At 69.7% G+C, this 19,232-nt stretch carries 18 protein-coding genes and 1 riboswitch; of the genes, 12 read left to right on the plus strand and 6 right to left on the minus strand.

Features of this window, described 5'->3' with window-relative positions; translation table 11 throughout:
- The first annotated feature begins 210 nt into the window (after nt 1–210).
- From L1785_RS14725 to L1785_RS14745, 5 genes are read left to right on the plus strand one after another with little or no spacing between them, the layout of a single operon-like run.
- Nucleotides 211–1,392 (plus strand): glycosyltransferase, encoded by a 1,182-nt coding sequence (locus tag L1785_RS14725; RefSeq protein WP_236090025.1) that lies wholly within the window; start codon nt 211–213, stop codon nt 1,390–1,392.
- Nucleotides 1,392–2,303, plus strand: coding sequence for a glycosyltransferase family 2 protein (locus L1785_RS14730; RefSeq protein WP_236090026.1), 912 nt, complete (start codon nt 1,392–1,394; stop codon nt 2,301–2,303). The genes L1785_RS14725 and L1785_RS14730 overlap by 1 nt, the downstream gene beginning before the upstream one ends.
- Nucleotides 2,300–3,361 (plus strand): glycosyltransferase family protein, encoded by a 1,062-nt coding sequence (locus L1785_RS14735; protein ID WP_236090027.1) that lies wholly within the window; start codon nt 2,300–2,302, stop codon nt 3,359–3,361. Before L1785_RS14730 ends, L1785_RS14735 begins: the two co-directional genes overlap by 4 nt.
- A 4-nt stretch (nt 3,362–3,365) precedes the next feature.
- The gene (locus L1785_RS14740) at nt 3,366–3,716 is read left to right on the plus strand and encodes a hypothetical protein (protein WP_236090028.1); all 351 of its coding nucleotides are present in this window, start codon (nt 3,366–3,368) and stop codon (nt 3,714–3,716) included.
- Nucleotides 3,717–3,762: 46 nt separating this feature from the next.
- Entirely contained in the window at nt 3,763–5,274 is a 1,512-nt protein-coding gene (locus L1785_RS14745; protein WP_236090029.1) for a lipopolysaccharide biosynthesis protein, read from the plus strand.
- Between the two features lie 5 nt (nt 5,275–5,279).
- Here L1785_RS14745 and L1785_RS14750 read toward each other — a convergent pair whose 3' ends face one another.
- From L1785_RS14750 to L1785_RS14765, 4 genes are all read right to left on the minus strand, one after another.
- Nucleotides 5,280–6,134, minus strand: a complete 855-nt coding sequence (locus L1785_RS14750; RefSeq protein WP_236090030.1) for a hypothetical protein — start codon at nt 6,132–6,134, stop codon at nt 5,280–5,282.
- A 4-nt stretch (nt 6,135–6,138) separates the two neighbouring features.
- Nucleotides 6,139–7,179, minus strand: a complete 1,041-nt coding sequence (locus L1785_RS14755) for a polysaccharide pyruvyl transferase family protein (RefSeq protein ID WP_236090031.1) — start codon at nt 7,177–7,179, stop codon at nt 6,139–6,141.
- Nucleotides 7,176–7,946, minus strand: coding sequence for a polysaccharide pyruvyl transferase family protein (locus tag L1785_RS14760; protein ID WP_236090032.1), 771 nt, complete (start codon nt 7,944–7,946; stop codon nt 7,176–7,178). The genes L1785_RS14755 and L1785_RS14760 overlap by 4 nt, the downstream gene beginning before the upstream one ends.
- A 70-nt stretch (nt 7,947–8,016) precedes the next feature.
- The gene (locus tag L1785_RS14765) at nt 8,017–8,685 is read right to left on the minus strand and encodes a TylF/MycF/NovP-related O-methyltransferase (protein WP_236090033.1); all 669 of its coding nucleotides are present in this window, start codon (nt 8,683–8,685) and stop codon (nt 8,017–8,019) included.
- A gap of 184 nt (nt 8,686–8,869) precedes the next feature.
- Here L1785_RS14765 and L1785_RS14770 point away from each other — a divergent pair, with 184 nt between their 5' ends.
- From L1785_RS14770 to L1785_RS14795, 6 genes are all read left to right on the plus strand, one after another.
- Complete coding sequence (locus L1785_RS14770; protein WP_236090034.1) at nt 8,870–10,933, plus strand: acyltransferase family protein; 2,064 nt, start codon at nt 8,870–8,872, stop codon at nt 10,931–10,933.
- A gap of 52 nt (nt 10,934–10,985) precedes the next feature.
- Nucleotides 10,986–11,570, plus strand: a complete 585-nt coding sequence (locus L1785_RS14775; protein WP_236090035.1) for a CAP domain-containing protein — start codon at nt 10,986–10,988, stop codon at nt 11,568–11,570.
- Nucleotides 11,571–11,676: 106 nt separating this feature from the next.
- The gene (locus L1785_RS14780; protein WP_236090036.1) at nt 11,677–12,843 is read left to right on the plus strand and encodes a nucleotide sugar dehydrogenase; all 1,167 of its coding nucleotides are present in this window, start codon (nt 11,677–11,679) and stop codon (nt 12,841–12,843) included.
- Between the two features lie 94 nt (nt 12,844–12,937).
- Nucleotides 12,938–14,041 carry an LCP family protein gene (locus tag L1785_RS14785; RefSeq protein ID WP_236090037.1) on the plus strand — a complete coding sequence of 368 codons (1,104 nt, stop codon included), beginning with the start codon at nt 12,938–12,940 and terminating at the stop codon, nt 14,039–14,041.
- 62 nt (nt 14,042–14,103) lie between these two features.
- Nucleotides 14,104–14,535, plus strand: a complete 432-nt coding sequence (locus L1785_RS14790; protein ID WP_236090038.1) for a MarR family winged helix-turn-helix transcriptional regulator — start codon at nt 14,104–14,106, stop codon at nt 14,533–14,535.
- Nucleotides 14,532–15,833: an MFS transporter gene (locus tag L1785_RS14795; protein ID WP_236090039.1), complete on the plus strand. Its 1,302-nt coding sequence runs from the start codon at nt 14,532–14,534 to the stop codon at nt 15,831–15,833. The genes L1785_RS14790 and L1785_RS14795 overlap by 4 nt, the downstream gene beginning before the upstream one ends.
- Nucleotides 15,834–15,860: 27 nt before the next feature.
- Here L1785_RS14795 and L1785_RS14800 read toward each other — a convergent pair whose 3' ends face one another.
- Both L1785_RS14800 and serC read right to left on the minus strand, forming a co-directional pair.
- Nucleotides 15,861–16,703 carry an MHYT domain-containing protein gene (locus tag L1785_RS14800; RefSeq protein ID WP_236090040.1) on the minus strand — a complete coding sequence of 281 codons (843 nt, stop codon included), beginning with the start codon at nt 16,701–16,703 and terminating at the stop codon, nt 15,861–15,863.
- Nucleotides 16,704–16,921: 218 nt separating this feature from the next.
- Entirely contained in the window at nt 16,922–18,034 is a 1,113-nt protein-coding gene (gene serC, locus L1785_RS14805) for a phosphoserine transaminase (RefSeq protein WP_236090041.1), read from the minus strand.
- Between the two features lie 154 nt (nt 18,035–18,188).
- Here serC and L1785_RS14810 point away from each other — a divergent pair, with 154 nt between their 5' ends.
- A complete protein-coding gene (locus L1785_RS14810; protein WP_236090042.1) occupies nt 18,189–18,902 on the plus strand; it encodes an iron-dependent transcriptional repressor DtxR in 714 nt (237 codons plus the stop codon).
- 139 nt (nt 18,903–19,041) lie between these two features.
- A riboswitch (cyclic di-AMP (ydaO/yuaA leader) is annotated at nt 19,042–19,229 on the plus strand.
- Nucleotides 19,230–19,232: the final 3 nt, after the last annotated feature.

Genomic DNA, 19,232 nt, shown 5'->3' on the forward strand with positions numbered 1-19,232 from the left:
TGATAGCCACTCTCTGACGTCTCCCAATCGATGCCGGCATGCACGCGGTGCGGGCTGTTGATCCCTTCTGACCTTGTACATCCGGATGCTAGGCGCGTCGCGCCAAAGTTTCCTGTTGTCGCAAACTGCTGATTCCCGTCTTCAAGTTGCCAGATCCGTGTGGGTCTGTTCAGGTATTGGTACAGCGGCTGCCGACAGGGGGGTATCGGTATGTTCGGTTCGCATCCGCGCGTCGCAATCATCGGAACACGGGGATATCCGAGCTATTACGGGGGTTTTGAGACCGCCGTCCGGCATCTCACGCCTTATCTCATCGATGCGGGATGGGATGTGACGGTCTATGGACGACCGGGAGCGACCGTCCCGGACGACCCTTCGCGCGACCACCGCGCACGGGTCGTGGAGACGCGGGGAGTCAGCTCGCGCTCGCTGAGCACGTTGACCCATGGAGCGACCGCCTCGTGGCATGCGGCCGGGCAGCGTCCGGACGTCGCGCTCGTGATGAACGTGGCGAACGGCTTCTGGCTGCCGCTCCTGAAGTCGCTGGGGGTGCCGACGCTCGTCAACGTCGACGGCATGGAGTGGAAGCGCGACAAGTGGGGCCCGATAGCCCGAGGGGTCTTTGCCGCGGGCGCGCGCGTGACAGCGCGAACCGCCGACGAGCTGATCGTGGACTCGAGGGAGATCGGCCGCCTGTGGGCCGCCGAGTTCGGGCGGGAGGGCGTCTACATCCCGTACGGAGGCGACGAGTACGTTGCCGACCATCGCCCGCCGGAGTTTCCGCGCAGGAAGTATGTGCTGTTCGTGGCCCGGCTGGTCCCGGAGAACTCGGTGTCCGAGTTCGTCGCCGCCGCAGAGATGATCGCCGACAGCCGCGACGTCGTCATCGTCGGCTCCTCGGGGCACGGCGGAGACCTGGAGAGGTCGGTCGACGAGCTGGCGCGCAGGAACCCGCGGGTCCACTGGCTCGGCCACGTGAGCGACGACCGTCGACTGCATGCGCTCTGGCACCACGCGGGTGCGTACTTCCACGGGCACAGCGTCGGGGGGACGAACCCCGCTCTCGTGCAGGCGATGTTGTGCGGTGCCCCGGTCGTCGCTCGGGACACGGTGTTCAACCGCGAGGTGCTGGGCGCCTCCGGCATCTTCACCTCGGTGTCGCCGCGCTCGATCGCCGACTCGCTCGGCGCCCTTCTGGACGATCCCGCAGGGCAGGAGTCGACGAGTCGTGCGCTGGTCGAGCGCGCCCGCTCGCTCTATTCGTGGCGGGGAGTCCTCGAGGCCTATGAGCGCCAGCTCACTGTTCTCGCGCAGGCGCCCGTGCGAGAGCGTGAAGAGCGCAGCCTCGCGCACGCGGCGGCGTTGCGAGCTCCGGTCAAGGAAGAGGTCTGATGGTCGTGTCGATGATCTCGGTGGTCATTCCTGCGTACAACTCCGACGGAACCATCCGTTCCGCGGTCGAGAGCGCGTGGGCCGCGGGCGCGAGCGAGGTCATGGTGGTCGACGACGGGTCCTCCGACGACACTGCCGGCGTTGCGCGAGCCGCCGGCGCGACCGTCGTCTCACAGGCGAACCAGGGCCCGTCCCGGGCGAGGGCCGCAGGGCTTGCCCGTGCGCAGGGCGAGTTCGTGGTGTTCCTGGACGCCGACGACGAGCTCATTCCTGACGGGATCGCGCACTCGGTCGAGCTGCTGCGGGACGACGCGGGCGCGTCCGTGGCCGGGGGAGCGACAGTGGGTGTGTGGCCGGACGGCGCTGAGCGCGTGATCCCGGTGAAGTACGAGGACAACACCGCCGCGTCGATGGTCCGCGCGGGCTTCGGCCCGTGGCCGCCTGGTGCGGCCGTGGTCCGGAGGGAGTCCCTCGCCCGTGCTGATCGCACGTTGCCGCTGCCGCTGAACCCCCGGTTCGCCGAGGACTACGAGCTCTTCGTCCGGTTGGCTCTGGTGGGAAGGGTCCTCCGTCACTCGATCCCGTCCATTCGCTATCACGTGTTCGAAGGCAAGTCGAGCCGCAACCCTGCCGCCGTGCTGGAGTGCAAGGAGCGGATCCGCCGGTACTACGCCGCGTGGATCGGTGTGCCCGACGTCGGGATGTCGCAGCGTGCCCTGAGGTGCCAGGCGTTCCTGCAGCGCGCGCGCCGGGCGCAGGCTCTGGGGCGTGACGCGGAGGCCGTTGCACGCCTTGCCCAGGCCGCGATCTCTCACCCGGTTCACCTCTCCGGGCGTGCCTGGCAGTTCGTCCAGCTCCGAGGTCTGCGCGGGATCGGACGCCCTGCCCGTCGTGGTGCTGTGCGATTGTGACGTTCCAGACGAACCGCCGGATCCGTGTCCTGCACGCGCTCCCCCGGCCCGACGGGACCACGCAGTACGTGGACCACATGATCGGAGGGGCGCCGGCGGACGTGGAGATCTTCACGTTCTCGTGGCGTACAGCACTCCTGGGCCGATACGACGTCCTTCATCTCCACTGGCCGGAACACCTCGTGCGGTCACCCAGGGCGATCCAGCGGCTCGCCAAGCACGGGCTCGCCTGGTTGCTCCTCGCGAGACTCCAGCTCTCCCGGACACCGGTGGTGCGGACGATGCACAACCTGCAGCCGCACGAGGCGACGCGCCCGGCGGAGCGGCTCCTGTTCGTCGCCATCGCCAGGCGTACCGCGGCGTGGGTCCGGCTCAACCCGGTCACGCCACTCGCCGACGACGCTCGTGCCGTCACCATCCCGCACGGTCACTACCGAGACGTCTACCGTGGTGTCGCCCCAGGGGTGAGTCAGGTACCCGGCCGACTGCTGCAGTTCGGTCAGCTTCGGCCGTACAAGGGTACGGAGCGCCTGCTGGAGGCGTTCCGGGCATGGGACGAGCCGGCGAGCCTCCGGATCGTCGGCGAGCCCTGGGGAGACGACGTCGTCGCGGCGATCACGGCAGCGTCGGTCGAGGACCCTCGCGTGACCAGCGCTCTGCATCGGGTGAGCGATGAGCGTCTCGCGACCGAGATCCGCGAGGCCGAGCTCGTCGCCCTGCCGTATCGCGACGTGCACAACTCCGGGGCGGCGCTGCTCGCGCTCTCGCTCGATCGTCCCGTCCTCCTGCCGCGGAACCCGGCGACCAGCGCCCTGGCGGAGGAGGTGGGTCAGGACTGGGTGTACCTCTTCGACGGAGATCTCGCCGTGGCCGATCTCGCGAAGGCGCTGACGACAGCGCGACAGCGCCCGTCGGGGAGCAGGCCGAACCTCACGGCGCGTGACTGGAGTCGCGTGGGCGAACGGCACGCGGAGCTCTATCGGTCGCTCGCCGGAGCGAACAGCCGGAGCCGGGTCAGGACCGCACGGGCGAGTGCACGACACGACGGGGAGGAGTAGCGGCATGGAGGGGAAGATCTTCGGCGTCGGCCTCAACAAGACCGGGATCACGACGCTCGTGCGGGCCCTCGAGATCCTCGGGTTCCGGACCTTCCATCATGAGTCCGCCTTCTATCCGGCACGACGTGTCGAGGTGCTGTCGAGTCGTGCGATCGCCGAGGGCCAGGATCCGCTCGCGTACCTACCTGGCCACCTCGGACGACCCGTCCACGCGGTGCCGTTCCCGCGCCTGAACGTCGAAGGTTCGGGTGGGCGTCCCGCCGGTCAGCAGTCACGCCGGGACCGCCTGGTGAGGGGTCTTGCGCGCAGGCTCCGCCGAGCCGTGTGGTCGGTTCGCGTACCCAGGTCTTCGTGACGGTCAGAACCAGTACGCGGCGGCCGACGCAGAGGGAGGACGTCCGATGAGTTCCGGCGGCTCGCAGCCGAACGTCCGTGCGCTCGGTCGAAGCGCCGCTCGTGGTGGCGCCGTCACGCTGGCCGGGCAGGGGCTGCGCATCGGCATCCAGATCACCTCCATCATCCTTCTGGCGCGCCTTCTGGGACCCGCGGACTACGGCCTTGTCGCCATGGTGACCGCGGTGGTCGGGATCGCCGACCTGCTCCAGGACTTCGGGCTGTCGCGCGCGGCGATCCAGGCGCCGTCGATCACCAGGGGCCAGCGCGACAACCTGTTCTGGCTCAATCTTGCGTTCGGTGCGGCTGCCGGTCTCACCGTGTTCGTCGCCGCGCCGCTCGTCGCCCTGCTGTACGGCGAGCCGGCACTCGCAGTGATCACGCGCTGGCTCGCCATCCCGTTCGTGGTCGGCGGGATGGCCGCACAGTTCCGCGCCGGCCTTCTCCGCGACCTGAGGTTCGGAGTCAGCGCTGTGATCGACGTCGTCGGTCCGCTCCTCGGACTGGTCGTCGCCGTCGCCATCGCGGCCGCCGAGGGCTCGTACTGGGCGCTCGTCGCTCAGCAGGTGGTGGCCTCGGGCGTGATGGCCCTCGGCGCGATCCTCGCCGCACGCTGGTGGCCGGGCCTGCCCAAACGTCACGAGTCGGTGAGGACGTTCGTCTCGTACGGTCTCCACTTCCTCGGCGCACAGACTCTCACCTACGTGAGCATGAACGTCGACACCGTGGTCGTGGGTGCGCGGTTCGGGGCCTCCGCCGCGGGGCTGTACAACCGCGCGTTCCAGATGATGATGCTTCCGATCCGTCAGCTCACCTGGCCGGCGGCGAAGGTCGCCATGCCGGTGCTCTCGCGCCTCCAGGACGACGCGGAACAGTTCTCCCGCTTTCTGGTGCGCGGACAGACGATCCTGCTCAACGCCATGGTCCCGTTCCTGGCGCTCGCCGCAGCCCTGGCGGGCCCGGTCGTGGAGATCGTGCTGGGTCCGATGTGGGTCGACGTCGTCCCGGTGTTTGCCGTCCTGGCGGTGGGCGGCATCTTCCAGGCTGCCGGGTTCGCGCCGAACTGGGTCTTCATGTCGACAGGCAACACGCGAGCACAGCTCCAGTTCGCGCTGGTGTCCAGGCCGCTGGTGGTCGTCGGGGTGCTCCTGGGCAGCATCTGGGGCGTGATCGGAGTTGCGGCGGGCTACTCGGCGATGATGGCGCTCATCTGGCCGGCGTCGCTCTGGTGGGTCGGGCGGGTCACCGGGATCTCGGTGCGACCGTGGTTCGTCAGCGGGGCCCGCACGGTCGTCGCGCACAGCGGGGCGGCGGCGGGTGCCGGCTTCGTCGCGGCCTTGGTCGGTCCCGACCACCCGTGGGTGGCGATCCTCCTTGGCGGCGTCGTGATGACGGTGATCCTCGGGCTGGAGCTCGTCCTGTGGCCTGCGTTCCGTCACGACGCGCGCCAGCTCGTCCGGACCCGGAAGCTGCTCGGCAGGTCGCGACGCGAGCCGGTGAGCGTCGGTACCGAGGGATAGTCCGGTCAGCGGAGGCGCAGGAGCGCGCGCCGTGCGAGTCCTCCTGCTGACTCGGCGACGTAGGCGGGCCCGAAGGCGGTCCAGGCGCGCCGCACCGGTGAGCCGTGGAGCGGGATGGTGAAGGCGTTCGCCGTCGACGCTCCGAGCGGCCGGGCAAGGCCACGCATTCCCTTTCCGGAGTGGTTCTCTCCGGTGTCGACCTGATAGACGGCGCCACGGAAGGGCAGCGGTGCGAGCGCGTACCCGCGGTCGGCAAGCCAATGGACGGCGTCACGGTGCGCACCGAGAATGGCGCCGAGCCGGTCGCCATAGGCGTGGGCGACCTCCTGCTGCGTCGCAGACGGAGCGAGGTCGTCCGGTACTCCGTAGGCGTCGAAACGGACGATGTGTGACGTGCCGCACGTGCGGTTGAAGTCGCGCCGCAGCTGGAGACTGCGGCGGCGGCTCGAATACATGTAGCCCTCGGTCAGGACCCAGCCCGGCTCCGCCCGGCGATCTGCTGCGTACTCCGCGAGGCGCCGGTGCACGAAGTCGTCGGCGTCGAAGATCATGACGTGGTCCGGGCGGACCTGACGCGCCGCAGCGAGGCCGATGCCGATCTTCGTCCCCTTGTCCCAGACGAACGGCTCGCGAGGAGTCACCGGGCCGTGGTGCTGGACGGGCGGCGGAAAGTCGACGGGAACGAACGTGACCGGCTCCGGCAGCGGGAACCGGGGCTCCTTGTTGCCGACGACGAAGACGGCGTACTCGTCGCTGGTCTGCGCACACACCGACCGCAGGGTCTCTCGCAGCAACGCTTCGACCCTCCCGTAGTCGTCGGAGTTCAGCGGGTGGCGAAGCGACGTCACGAAGGCCAGCACGCGATCACCGCCTGCTCTGGTCGTGGAGGTCGGCGGCGAGCGCGATCGCTTCATCGAGGTCTCGCGCGTAGTGCGCGGTGCTGAACCTCCCCGTGTAGTCGTCGTAGACGGCCTTCAGCTTGCCGTAGCTGTTGTCCAGGAGGACGTGCGGGATACCGAGGTGAACGGCCAGGATGTGCGCATGCAACCGGTCGACGACGACCAGACCTGCCCCGCCGAGCAGGCGGACACCACCGTCGATGTTGATGCGGTTGATCCCGGTGATGGCTGCCGTCGTCAGTGGACGAAGAGCGGGCCGGCGGAGGACCGGGAAGCGGTGAACGAGCCGGGGGACCAGCCGGAGCGCGTGCCAGGCTCCCTCGGCAAGGCCTCGGTTCTGCCAGTCGACGGACGGGACGGGACGGTCGAGCGCGCCCGTGAGGTCGGCGGAGGACAACCCTGACGTGCCCTCATGGTCCGAGCGCGCGAGCACCAGCACACCGGTGCCCCGGGTCACGGGCCGGGCGGGCCGCCAGCCGAGCGCCATGTCCCAGCAGTACGACGTCGAGACATCGGGGAGCTGTGCAGCTGCTCGGGCTGCCGACTCTCGATCCCGGACGAGCAGGTGGAAGTCTGGGTGGGCGCCGAGGAGCCGGTTCGCCCGCTGCGCCCGCGCCGGTGACTGGAACCAGATCGACTGCGGAAGCTGGACGATCCTGTAGTCCGGAAGGTCGCTCGCGATCTGCTCCCGATGGGACTGGTGCGTCTCCCAGAGGTCTCCGAAGTTGCCGCCGCCGTGGATGAGAACAGTGCCACCTGGACGCAGGGAGGCACGCAGCGCCGCTGGGTCGTAGCTCCTGCGGTCGGCCACGTATCGCGTGCGGAGCCCCAGACGACGGAAGTACTCGACCTCGCCGGCCCAGATGAGAGAGTCCCCCACGTTGCGCTGGTTCGGGGCGTCGAGCAGGACCACGTCCTTGCCCGTGCCGACGACCGCGGCGAGGGCGTCCGACGTCGCCTGCCGGAGCTCGTCGAGAAGAACGCTGTCACTGGTGCGCGTCGTCATTGCTCTCCGGTCTGGCCGACGGTCGTGGTCGATGTGTGGCGCCCATCGGCCCACAGGTCGCGAGGGAAGGCGCGAATCATGGATGCCGGGTCCCAGCCCGAGAGGTCTGGTTCACGAGGCCTTGCCAGGAAGGCGCGCTCGAGCGAGGGGTAAGGGGCCGGCATCTCCCGGCCTGTGCCCTCGAAGTAGTCGTGGTACTTGAACGGGCTCTCGATCGGGCTCGCGATGAGGGTCGCCGGGATGCCGAGGGCCTCGGCGACCACGATCCCGTGAAGCGATGAGGCGATGACCCGCTCGCTTGCGGCGATCGTTCGCAGGCAGTGCCAGACGTTCGCGCGAGGACTCAGGACAGCGGGCGCGGACCTCCACAGGTGCCACTCGTTCAGATTGGGAACGGCCGTGACCTGACGTGTCTTGGAGGCAGACCACTCGCGGAGGGCGGGAACGAGCTGCGGGAGCAGCAGAGCGGGATCCCCGAAGACCTCGGGCACATCGACACCGCGCGTTCGGAGGAAAGCGCGAGTGCGCGGACCCCGTGCCGCCCTGACGTCGAGGTGCGAGAACCGATGCGCAGCAGGATCGACCTTTCCGTTGACGCCCGAGCCCCACACGACGTCCCCGTCCCTCGCGAGATGGAGGACGGAGCCGACCGAGAAGAGGCGGCCGGGCCGCGACGGCGGCCACGCGAGCGATTCCCGCTCGCACAGGGCCTTGACGACGAGCGGCCCGAGGAGGTCGCCGAAGTTGTTCGTCCGTCTGCCGATCAACCGGCCGTTCAGTGGGCCCGGCAGCCTGTTGCGCCGAGGATTCCAGGAGAAGGCTTCCATACCTCGTTGATCAGCCGACCTTCACCAGATGCGGTCGGGCTGCGCGTTCGACCCGTACGTCGTCCTGCCGACCCAGGAACTCGTCGACCGCCCGCCGACAGCCCGACCAGGCGTCGTAGTCGTCGACGACCACCGCACCTCCCACCGACACCTTCGGCCAGATCCGCTCCAGGCAGACCTTGACCGACTCGTACCAGTCGCCGTCGAGGTGTGCGAGAGCGACCGGCCCCTCCGGATCGACGGTGTCCTCGAACAGGCCTTGCACGAGGGTGACGTTGTTGCGCCAGGTGGGCACGCCCAGGTCGGCGAAGCTCGCCGCGACCTGGGCCTTCAGGTCGGAGCGGTATCCGTAGTAGACGTCACCGCCGATACCTTCGGACTGGCCGTCGAGGATGATCTGATACCTGCTCTTCACGTCGTCCCCGTCGTTGTCGGACGGGGGCGGGATCGTCCCGAAGACGTCGTGGACGGTCATCCGCCGGCTCTTCGCCTTCGAAGCGGCGAGAACGATCGCAGAGCCGCCGAGCGCGCAACCCGCCTCGATGACAGATCCAGGAACGCTGTCGCGCTCGAGCTGGTGCATCCGTTCCCGCAGGTTCAGCAGTGCGATCCGGGGCAGATAGGTGAGCCGGTTCCGGCGCACCCGCTCGATCAGCATCACCCCTGCCGGATCTGCCATAACAAGCCTGCCCGCTTTGGCTGCCTTTCGGAGTACTTTCGCGACCACGATTCCCCCAGATCGGATGGCTGACGACTCACCAGGGAACCATGGTCGAACCGATCCGGCATCCGAAGCGGGGAATGCCTCTGGGGATGCTGTGACTCAGGTTGTGGCAACAGCAGATCGCGGTTCGAATCGTCCTGTGCAGGGGGAGACAGAGCGTCCCGGCTTTCGCCCGGACGTCCAGGGCTTGCGGGCCGTAGCAGTGGTGGCAGTCGTCGCGGACCACCTGGCCGGGCGTCCGGCCGGCGGATTCGTCGGGGTCGACGTCTTCTTTGTCATCTCCGGATTTCTCATCACCGGCCTGCTGCTCAGGGAATACGAGATCAGCCGGTCGATCTCGTTCACGCGCTTCTACGTCCGGCGGATCAAGAGGATCCTGCCCGCAGCCTCGTTCGTCCTGCTCGTGACTGTCTGCGTCTCATTTGCTCTGGTGGGATCGGTACGGTTCGTCGACATCTGCAAGGACGCGGTCGCGAGCTCCGCGTTCCTGGCGAACTGGCGCTTCGCGCAGAAGGGCACGGACTACTTCCAGCAGGAGATGGCCGCGTCGCCGCTCCAGCACTACTGGTCTCTCGCGGTCGAGGAGCAGTTCTACCTCGCCTGGCCGTGGGTTCTCCTGGGGTTGCTCGTGCTGGCGCACCGACGAGTGGGCTGGCGGCACGAGCACCTCCGCCTCGTCGCCGGTGTGGCGATCGCCGTCATCTCGGCGGCCTCGTTCGGCTGGGCCGTGATCGAGACCGGTTCGCATCCGACGTGGGCCTACTTCTCGACGGCGTCCCGCGCGTGGGAGCTCGGCGCCGGGGCGCTGGTCGCGATCGCCTCGCCGTGGTTGGCGGTGGGTCTCCGAGCGGTGCGGTCCGTGCTCTCGTTGCTCGGCCTCGCCGGGATCGTCGTCTCGGCCGCGATCGTCACGGCGGGTCAGGGATTCCCAGCACCGATGGCACTGGTTCCCGTGGCCTCGACCGCGCTGGTGCTGGCGGCGGGGGTCGGCGGGACGGTCGCCAACCCGCTTCTGACGAACCGCACGGCGCGCTACGTGGGCGAGATCTCCTACTCGCTCTACCTCTGGCACTTCCCGGTCGCGGTGCTCCTGCTGACGGCGCTCGCCAAGGGCTCGTGGGCGTACTCGGTCGCGGGGATCGTGCTGACCTTCGTCTTGTCCGCGATGACGTACCGGTACCTGGAACAGCCGGCGCGCCGCGCTGCGTGGTTCCACTCGCCTGGCGCGCGCCGGTTGCCCCGGCCCGCCAAGGGCTGGCGGCACGCGGCGACGGCGACCGTCGCGGTCCTTCTCCTCGGTGTGGTGGGTTCTGCCTGGGTACGGGCCGTCGCGGCGCCGCCTGCACTGGCGGCGCCTGTCGTCCTTGCCGGGAACACCGCGGGCCGCCCGACAGACTGCTTCGGTGCGGCGGCGCTCGATCCGGCACATCACTGCGACCAGATCAACGACGGCCCGTCGCTCGCCCCGTACGGGCCGGACGCCCCGTTCGACACCGAGGGCGCTTACGACTGCTACGCGGCTGCGGGCGAGCCGCTCGAGACCTGCGTCTACGGGAGCCGCGACGCCGGCGCCCTGCGCGTCGCGCTCGTCGGCGACAGCCATGCGGCCGCGATGCTTCCCATGGTCCGAGCCCAGCTGGAGGACGCGAACTGGCGGGTCGAGACGTTCGTCGGCAACGGCTGCCGCTGGTACGTCCCGGAGGATCCGGAGCGTGCACGGTGCGGCCGGAACCTGGTGCAGATCCAGCACGCCCTGTCCTCCGGCCGGTTCGACCTGGTCGTCGCCGCAGCGTCGCGGGGTGTTGCGGCCACCACCGCTGCGGATCATGTCGCAGCCATCGAGCAGGTCGTGGCTGCCGGCACGGCGGTCGTGATCGTCGCGGACAACCCTGACCCGAGCCCGGACGCCGTCGACTGCGTCACCCGGCTCGGCTTCGAGGCGACCGACCCGTGCGGCACGCCGGTCGAGGTGGCTCTCCGAGCGGACGATCCGCTCGCCGAGGCGGCCCGCAGGGTACCCGGGGCGGCGGTCGTGGACCTGACGTCGTTCTACTGCGTGGAGGGAAGATGCCCGAGCGTGGTCGGGAACGTGGTCGTCTATCGAGACACGGCGGGACACGTCACGGCAACGTGGGCGCGAACGCTCGGCCCCTACCTCGTCCAGGCGATCCAGGACGTCATGGGATCGAGGTCCGCCGGCTGACTCTCTGGCCATGCCGGTTGCGCGATTGCTGCGGCCCGTGTCGGATCGTCACGTGACCCGGCGCATCCTCAGAACCCTCGTCCTCGTGACCGCGGTCTCGGCTCTCGCCGCATGCGGGTCAGCCGCGCCGGGGCGCGGGGCGAGCACAGCCGCGCCCGTCCCTCCGACGGTGGTGGCGACCGGGTCCGCTCCGCCCGAGTCCGCTCCGGTCGAGGTGATCCCCGCGCCCGAGCCGAGCGCGACGCCGTCGGGCAGCGGGGCCGAGGCGTATGCCGAGGCGCTCGAGGGGCTCGTCAACGACCAGCGGGGGGCCGCCGGACTTGCGCTCCTTGTTCACGACGACTGCGCCGCGGGCTTTGCCCTGGAGCGCGCCCAGGCGCTCGTGGGCGCTCCGGAGCTGAAGCACGCACCGCTGACCGAGGTGCTCGACGGCTGCGATGCATCGATCACAGGGGAGAACCTGTCGCGCGGCAACAGCACGCCCGAGGACGTGATCGGGGCGTGGATGGACTCGCCCTCGCACATGGCCAACATCGTGAAGCCCGAGTTCGCCGGAGGGGCGATCGCGTGCGCCCAGGACGGCGGGACGCAGACCGCCCCGCGGTACGTGTGCAGCCAGGTCTTCCTCGGCGGCTGACGTCGGGTCCGGGTCGCCCGGGCGTTAGCCCGGTGTTCACCCGTTGCTCGTGTGAGCGATGAACGATGCTTGTAGAGTCCGGCCGACCCGACCACAGGAGACCAACGTGAAGATCGCGATCGCCGGCACGGGATACGTCGGGCTGTCCAACGCCGTCATCCTTGCCCAGCATCACGACGTCGTCGCCGTGGACCTCGACCCGTCCAAGGTCGAGAAGGTGAACAATCGCGTCTCGCCGATCGAGGACCTCGAGCTCGAGGAATACCTCCGTGAGAAGCCGCTCTCGCTGAGGGCGACGTTGGACGCAGCCGAGGCGTTCACCGGCGCGACGTTCGTCGTCATCGCGACCCCGACGGACTACGACGAGAAGACGAACTACTTCGACACGCGGTCGGTCGAGTCGGTGGTCGAGGCCGTCCTCGCGGTCAACCCGGCCGCGACGATGGTGATCAAGTCGACCGTTCCGGTGGGCTTCACGGCCCGCCTCAGCGAGGAGCACCCCGGAGCGAGCATCTTCTTCTCCCCGGAGTTCCTCCGCGAAGGCCGGGCGCTCCACGACAACCTGCACCCCTCGCGCATCATCGTGGGGGACCGGTCCGAGGCCGGGAAGCGGTTCGCCGAGCTGCTCCTCGAGGGCGCTATCGACGACGACGTGCCCGTCCTGCTGACGGACTCGACCGAGGCCGAGGCGATCAAGCTCTTCGCCAACACGTACCTCGCGATGCGTGTGGCGTACTTCAACGAGCTCGACACGTACGCGGCGCGGCGCGGCCTCGACACGGCGCAGATCATCGAGGGCGTGGGGCTGGACCCGCGGATCGGCTCGCACTACAACAACCCGTCGTTCGGTTACGGCGGCTACTGCCTGCCGAAGGACACGAAGCAGCTCCTCGCGAACTACCAGGACGTGCCGCAGAACCTGATCAACGCCGTGGTCGAGGCGAACACGACGCGCAAGGACTTCATCGCGGCGGACATCCTGTCGACCAAGCCGCGCGTCGTGGGGGTGTACCGCCTCATCATGAAGGCAGGCTCCGACAACTTCCGGGCATCCAGCATCCAGGGCATCATGAAGCGCATCAAGGCCAAGGGCGTCGAGGTGATCGTCTACGAGCCGAGCCTCGGCGGCGACCACTTCTTCAACTCGGAGCTCGTGCACGACTTCGAGGAGTTCAAGGCCCGCGCGGACGTGATCGTCGCCAACCGGCGCACGGAGCTGCTCGACGACGTGTCCGAGAAGGTCTACACGCGCGACATCTACGGCACGGACTGAGGACCGCCGGGGCCCGGCAAGGGAGCGGGCGAAATCGCTCGAGTTGCAGGCTCGGCCATAGTCTAGTAACGGCCCCGGTCGTAGCATCCCGGGTATGCCAGCGTTCGAACCCGATCGGATCACCGATCTCCTCACCTCAGCGACTGCTGACGGCACCCTCCGTCACTCGCGCCGGAAGCGGCGTGGCGCCCGCTTCGTCGCCACGGTCCTGGTCGGGGCTCTCCTGCTGGTCATCGCCGGCGGGGCGGGGGCGTTGTGGGTCTACCAGCTCTCGATCAACAACAACATCGAACGCCTCGAGGACCCCTTCGCGGCGATCGACGAGGCCACGCGCCCGTCCGCGGCGCCGTCCGATCCGGCGGCGCCCTTTGCCGCGATGAACATCCTCGTGCTGGGCTCGGACAGCCGGATCTCCGCCGGCGACCCGAGCCAGTGGCAGGCGGGCGCACAGCGCACCGACGCGATCATGCTGGTGCACCTGCCCGCCGACCGGCAGTCCGCCCAGGTGATGTCGATCCCGCGCGACTCGTGGGTTCCCATCCCCGGGTACGGGGACGCCAAGATCAACGCGGCGTTCTCGTGGGGAGGGCCGTCCCTGATGATCCAGACGGTCGAGCAGCTCACCGGCGTGCGCATCGACCACTTCGCAGTCACCGACTTCGTGTCCTTCACCACGCTCACCGACGCCCTGGGCGGCGTCGACATCCTGATCCCGGAGGATGTGGGCTCCGGCGACACCTTCTTCGCGGCGGGCGAGTACACCATGTCGGGCGAGCAGGCGCTCGTCTACGCGCGCGAGCGGTACGGGCTCGCGAACGGGGACTTCGGCCGCGTACAGCGCCAGCAGAACTGGATGCGGGCAATTCTCGCCAAGGCCAACACCCAGAAGGACGACCTGGGTGCGATGACCCGGCTCGTCGAGGCCTTCTCGAGGTCGGTCACGGTCGACGAGGGCTTCACGTTCAACGAGATGACTCAGCTGGCGCTGAGCGCCGCCGACCTCTCGATCTCGGACGTCACCTTCATGACCGCGCCGTACTCGGGCACCGGCCGCTCGCCGGACGGCGGGCAGTCCATCGTGCTGCTGGACCGCCCACGCTTCGACCCGCTCATGGCAGCGGTCGCCGGCGACACCGTCGCGACCTATATCGGGGAGCACCCCGGCGAGCTGACGGTCCTGCCGGCCATCGTGAAGTAGGCGCAGGTGACGTTGGGCACAGGCCCTGCCCTTAGCCGAGGTAATGACCTAGGCTAACGAATGTGCCCACACCCACGACCCCGGCCACCCTCGGCGGAGAGCTCCGCGTGGCGCTGGTCCGGATCTCCCGCCGCCTGCGCGCACAGCGCGGCGAGGCCGACCTGCCCGAGGGGCAGTTCGGGGTCCTGACGGTGCTGGACAAGCACGGCGAGATGTCCCCCGGCAGCCTCGCCGAGCACGAGCGCGTCAAGCCCCCGTCGATGACGCGCGCCGTGAACGCGCTCGCAGAGCTCGGCCTCGTGGAGAAGGACGAGCACGCGAGCGACAAGCGACAGGTGGTCGTCCGCCTGACCGCGAAGGGGATCAAGGAGGTGGCGGAGACCCGCCGCCGCCGGGACGCCTGGCTCACCCGCCAGCTGGAAGACCTGACAGAGGAGGAACGAGCGGTCCTCGCGCGCGCGGGCGCGCTGTTGAGCCGGATCGCCGCCAGATGAGTGCCACGTTCTCGAGCCTGAAGTATCACAACTACCGCATCTGGTTCGCCTCGGCGCTGGTCGCCAACATCGGCACCTGGATGCAGCGCGTGGCGCAGGACTGGGTCGTCCTGACCGACCTCACGGACAACTCGGGCGTGGCCGTCGGGATCGTGACCGCCCTGCAGTTCGCCCCCGCCCTCTTCCTCAGCGCGTGGGCCGGCCTCCTCGCCGACCGCATGGACCGCCGTCGGCTCCTCATGCTGACCCAGGGCTCCATGGGAGTGCTCGCCCTCGCCCTCGGCGCCCTGACGCTGAGCGGACGAGCCGAGCTGTGGCACCTGTACGTCTTCGCGACGCTCCTGGGTGTCGTCAGCGCGATCGACAACCCCGTGCGCCAGACCTTCGTCTCCGAGCTGGTGCCCGCCGAGCGGCTCGCCAACGCGGTGGGCCTGAACAGCACGAGCTTCAACGCCGCCCGCCTGATCGGCCCGGGCCTCGCGGGCCTGCTCATCGCGGCCGTGGGCAGCGGCTGGGTGTTCGTCATCAACGGCGTCTCGTTCGCCGCGGTCATCTTCGCGCTGTCCCGCATGCGCAACCTGCGCGCCGTGCCGAGCGCGCCCCGCCAGAAGGGCCAGATCCGCGAGGGCATCGCCTACGTCCGGGGGCGCTCCGACGTCGTCGTCATCCTGGCCGTGATGGGTGTGGCGTCCATGTTCGGGCTCAACTTCCAGCTCACCTCGGCGATGATGGCGCGCGTCGAGTTCGGCCGGGGCGCGAGCGAGTACGGGATTCTCGGCTCGGTCCTGGCCGTGGGGTCGCTCGCCGGTGCGCTGCTCGCCGCCCGGCGGGACCGGCCGCGCGTCCGCCTCGTCCTGGGCGCGGCCTTCGCGTTCGCCCTCGCGATGGGGGTGCAGGCCCTCATGCCGACCTACCTCGCGTACGCGTTGATGTGCATCCCCGTCGGCCTGGCGTCGCTGACGATGCTGACCGCCGCGAACGCGGCGTTGCAGCTCTCCGTGGACCCGCTGATACGCGGTCGCGTCATGTCCCTCTACATGATGGTGCTGCTCGGCACGACGCCGCTCGGCTCGCCGCTGGTCGGCTGGGTCGGGGAGACGCTCGGCCCGCGGTACGCCGTGCTGCTCGGTGCCGTCGCGACCGGCGCCGCCGCCCTCACGGCGACGGTGTGGGCGGTGCGGCGCTGGCGCGTCACGGTGCGTTACCGCGTGCTGCACGACACCTGGCTCCCGCGCCTCCAGCTCCAGGTGGTCTACCCCGACCGCCTGGGCGCGCAGGAGGCGACGCTCGCCGCGTAGCGGAGCCGCCGCGTAGCGGAACCGGGGTCAGCGGAGCTGGTCCTGCCGGCGGACCGCCTCGGTCACGGTCCGCTCTGCCACGAGGGAGTTCTCCCGCTCGATCCTGCGCTGCTTGAGCTTGGCCTCGAACTCGGCCTGAGCGCGGATCTCGGACTCGGTCGGCCACAGGCCGATCACGAGGATGAGCATGAACGTGACCACGGACACGCCCATGACGAGCGGCAGGAGCAGCTCGGTGGTGTCGGCGCCGCCGGGCACGGTGTTCGTCGGGTTGGCGAGCGACACGCCCGACATTCCCGTGTAGTGCATGCCCGTCACAGCGATGCCCATCACGAGGGTGGCCACGATCATGGCCGCGATCCCGCGGATGTGGACCGTGCACCACAGGGCGGCGATCGCCGCCACCACCGCGATGACGACCGACGTGGCGACGAGCACCGGGTCGTAGGTCACCTCGGCGGACGTCTTCATCGCGCTCATGCCCATGTAGTGCATGCCGGCGACGCCGATGCCCGCGAGCAGGCCGCCCGCGACGATCGACGGACCCGCGCCACGGCCCAGGTCGACGATCAGCAGGCCCGCGCCGACCACCACGATCGCGATCAGCGCGCTCAGCAGGGTGAGCGGGATGTCGTAGCGGATCGTCACGCCGCTCGCGCCGAAGCCCAGCATGGCGATGAAGTGCATGACCCAGATGCCCGTGCCGCCGAGGGAGATGGCACCGAGGGCGAGCCAGACCAGCCGGCCGGCGCGGGTCGCCGCGCGGGCGCGGGAGGTGCAGGAGAGGGCCGTCGCGGCCCCCGTGCAGGACAGGGCGTACGCCAGCACCGGCGTGACGGCCCCGTAGAGGAAATGATCGATCACTGGCATGCAGGCCCCTCGGGGTACAACGTCGGAACCGTCGCGCCGTGGCTTGACGCGCCGGAGTCGTGTGCACAGCGCGCGTGATGGGCGCCGGTCCCCGGCCACGTTACATACCGTCACCAGAGCGGACAATCGGAAGCAGGGGCAGATTCACCCGTTCGTACCGGAATAACCCCCTGGTAGGGACCGTTTAGGGCGGATTACAACTGTGATTCGGGCAACCGTCAGGAGAGGTGCTCGACGACGTGATCCACGCACGCGGTCAAGGCCGCGACGTCCGCCGGGTCGACCGCCGGGAACATGCCGACCCGGATCTGGTTGCGGCCCAGCTTGCGGTACGGGAACACGTCCAGCACGCCGTTGGCGCGCAGCGTCGCGACGACCTTCGGCGCGTCGATCTCGGCCGCGAGGTCGATCGTGCCGACCACCGTGGAGCGCTCCTCGGGGCGCGCGACGAACGGCGTCGCCCACGGGCGGGTCTCCGCCCAGTCGTAGAGGATCGCCGCCGACTCGGCCGACCGCTTCACGGCCCAGTCCAGGCCTCCCTTGCTGAGCAGCCACTCGACCTGGTCGGCGAGCAGGATCAGGGTCGCCACGGCCGGGGTGTTCAGCGTCTGGTCCGCGCGGGAGTTCGCGAGCGCGGTCGTCAGCGACAGGAACTCGGGGACCCACCGTCCCGCCTCGACCACAGCCGCACGCTCGGCCGCCGCGGGGGACAGGACCGCGAGCCACAGGCCGCCGTCGGCCGCGAAGACCTTCTGGGGGGCGAAGTAGTAGACGTCGGTCTCTCGCAGGTCGACCGGCAGCGCGCCGGCGCCCGAGGTGGCGTCGACGAGGAGGAGCTGGTCGGAGGCGGCGCCCGCCGGGCGCCGGACCGTGATCATCGCGCCCGTCGACGTCTCGTTGTGCGGCGTGGCGTACACGTCGACGTCGCCGGCCGCCTCGAGGTGGGCGACGGTGCCCGGCTCGGCCGTGATCACCTGCGAATCCCGCAGGAACGGCGCGCGGGACGTGGCGGTGGCGAACTTCGCGCTGAACTCGCCGAACACCGCGTGCTGCGCCTTCTCGCGCACGAGGCACAGCGTGGCGACGTCCCAGAAGGCGGTGGAGCCGCCGTTGCCGAGCGCGACCTCGTAGCCGTCGGGCAGGCCGAGCAGCTGCGTGATCCCCGTGCGGATCCGGTGGACGAGGTCCTTGACGGGAGCCTGCCGGTGCGACGTGCCGAGCAGCTGGCTGCTCGCCGCCAGCGCCGCGACCTGCTCGGGACGGACCTTGGAGGGTCCGGAGCCGAACCGTCCGTCCGCGGGAAGCAGGTGTGCGGGGATGGTCAGCGTCATGGGTTGCTCCGAAGGCACGCGCGGCAGGATGAAGGGCGTGTGGGCGCCCCCAACTAGACTAGGACCCGGGTTGACGTGGGGCGGCGTGCGGCCGGAGGCCGAGACGACCCCGTGCTCCCCGGCGCGGCACGCGAGACGCGAGACAGGAGTTGACGTGACCGACCTGATCGACACCACCGAGATGTATCTGAAGACGATCTACGAGCTGGACGAGGAGGGGATCACGCCCCTGCGCGCCCGCATCGCGGAGCGTCTGGGTCACTCGGGACCCACGGTGTCGCAGACGGTGGCGCGCATGGAGCGGGACGGGCTCCTCGTCGTGACGGGCGACCGGCACCTGGAGCTCACCGAGCTGGGCCACGACAAGGCCATGCGCGTGATGCGCAAGCACCGGCTCGCGGAGCGCCTGCTCACCGACGTCATCAAGCTCGACTGGGAGTACGTGCACGTCGAGGCCTGCCGGTGGGAGCACGTCATGAGCGAGCTCGTGGAGAAGCGGCTCGTCGGGCTGCTCGACCACCCCCACCACGACCCGTACGGCAACCCCATCCCCGGCCTGGCAGAGCTCGGCGAGGATCTGGCCGACGTGCCGTTCCTCGAGGGCGTGGTGTCGCTGCCGGCGGTCTTCGAGGCGGCGGCCAAGCGAGGTGTGCGCGGCCCGGTCGGCGCGTCGCTCACGCGGATCGCCGAGCCCCTGCAGACGGACGTGGAGCTCCTTGCGCGGCTCGCCGCCGCCGGCCTCGTGCCCGGGGCCCGGATCATCGCGAGCCACGCCGACGGCACCTACACGGTGTCCGTGGACGGCGCGCCGAGCGTGCTCGACCTCCCGGAAGACCTGGCGCGGCACCTCTTCGTCGCGGTCTCCTGACCAGCGCCGACGTCGTGCCCCGGGCGCCGAGCGGCCTCCACTGTGACGGGTGCCACAGGGCGACCGTGACGGTAACGTGACATCGCCCCACGCTTCCGGTACGTTCAGAACCGCTCCGCAGAGTTCCTCTGCCGGAGTCCTCGTACGGACGCCGAACCCTGTCACCGTCCGAGGCACCACAACCCGCATGACAGGGGCGGGGGACCCAATTTGGGCGCCAGGGTGCGTCCTCGGGGTGAAGTCGGGCGGTTCTCGGGCCGCTCGACCGGGTGCTTTCTCCCACCCGAACCCGACAGCTGACCTCGTAGGCGTACAAGGAGAGGTACATAC

This window comes from Antribacter soli, assembly GCF_021568775.1.
GTDB lineage: Bacteria > Actinomycetota > Actinomycetes > Actinomycetales > Cellulomonadaceae > Antribacter > Antribacter soli.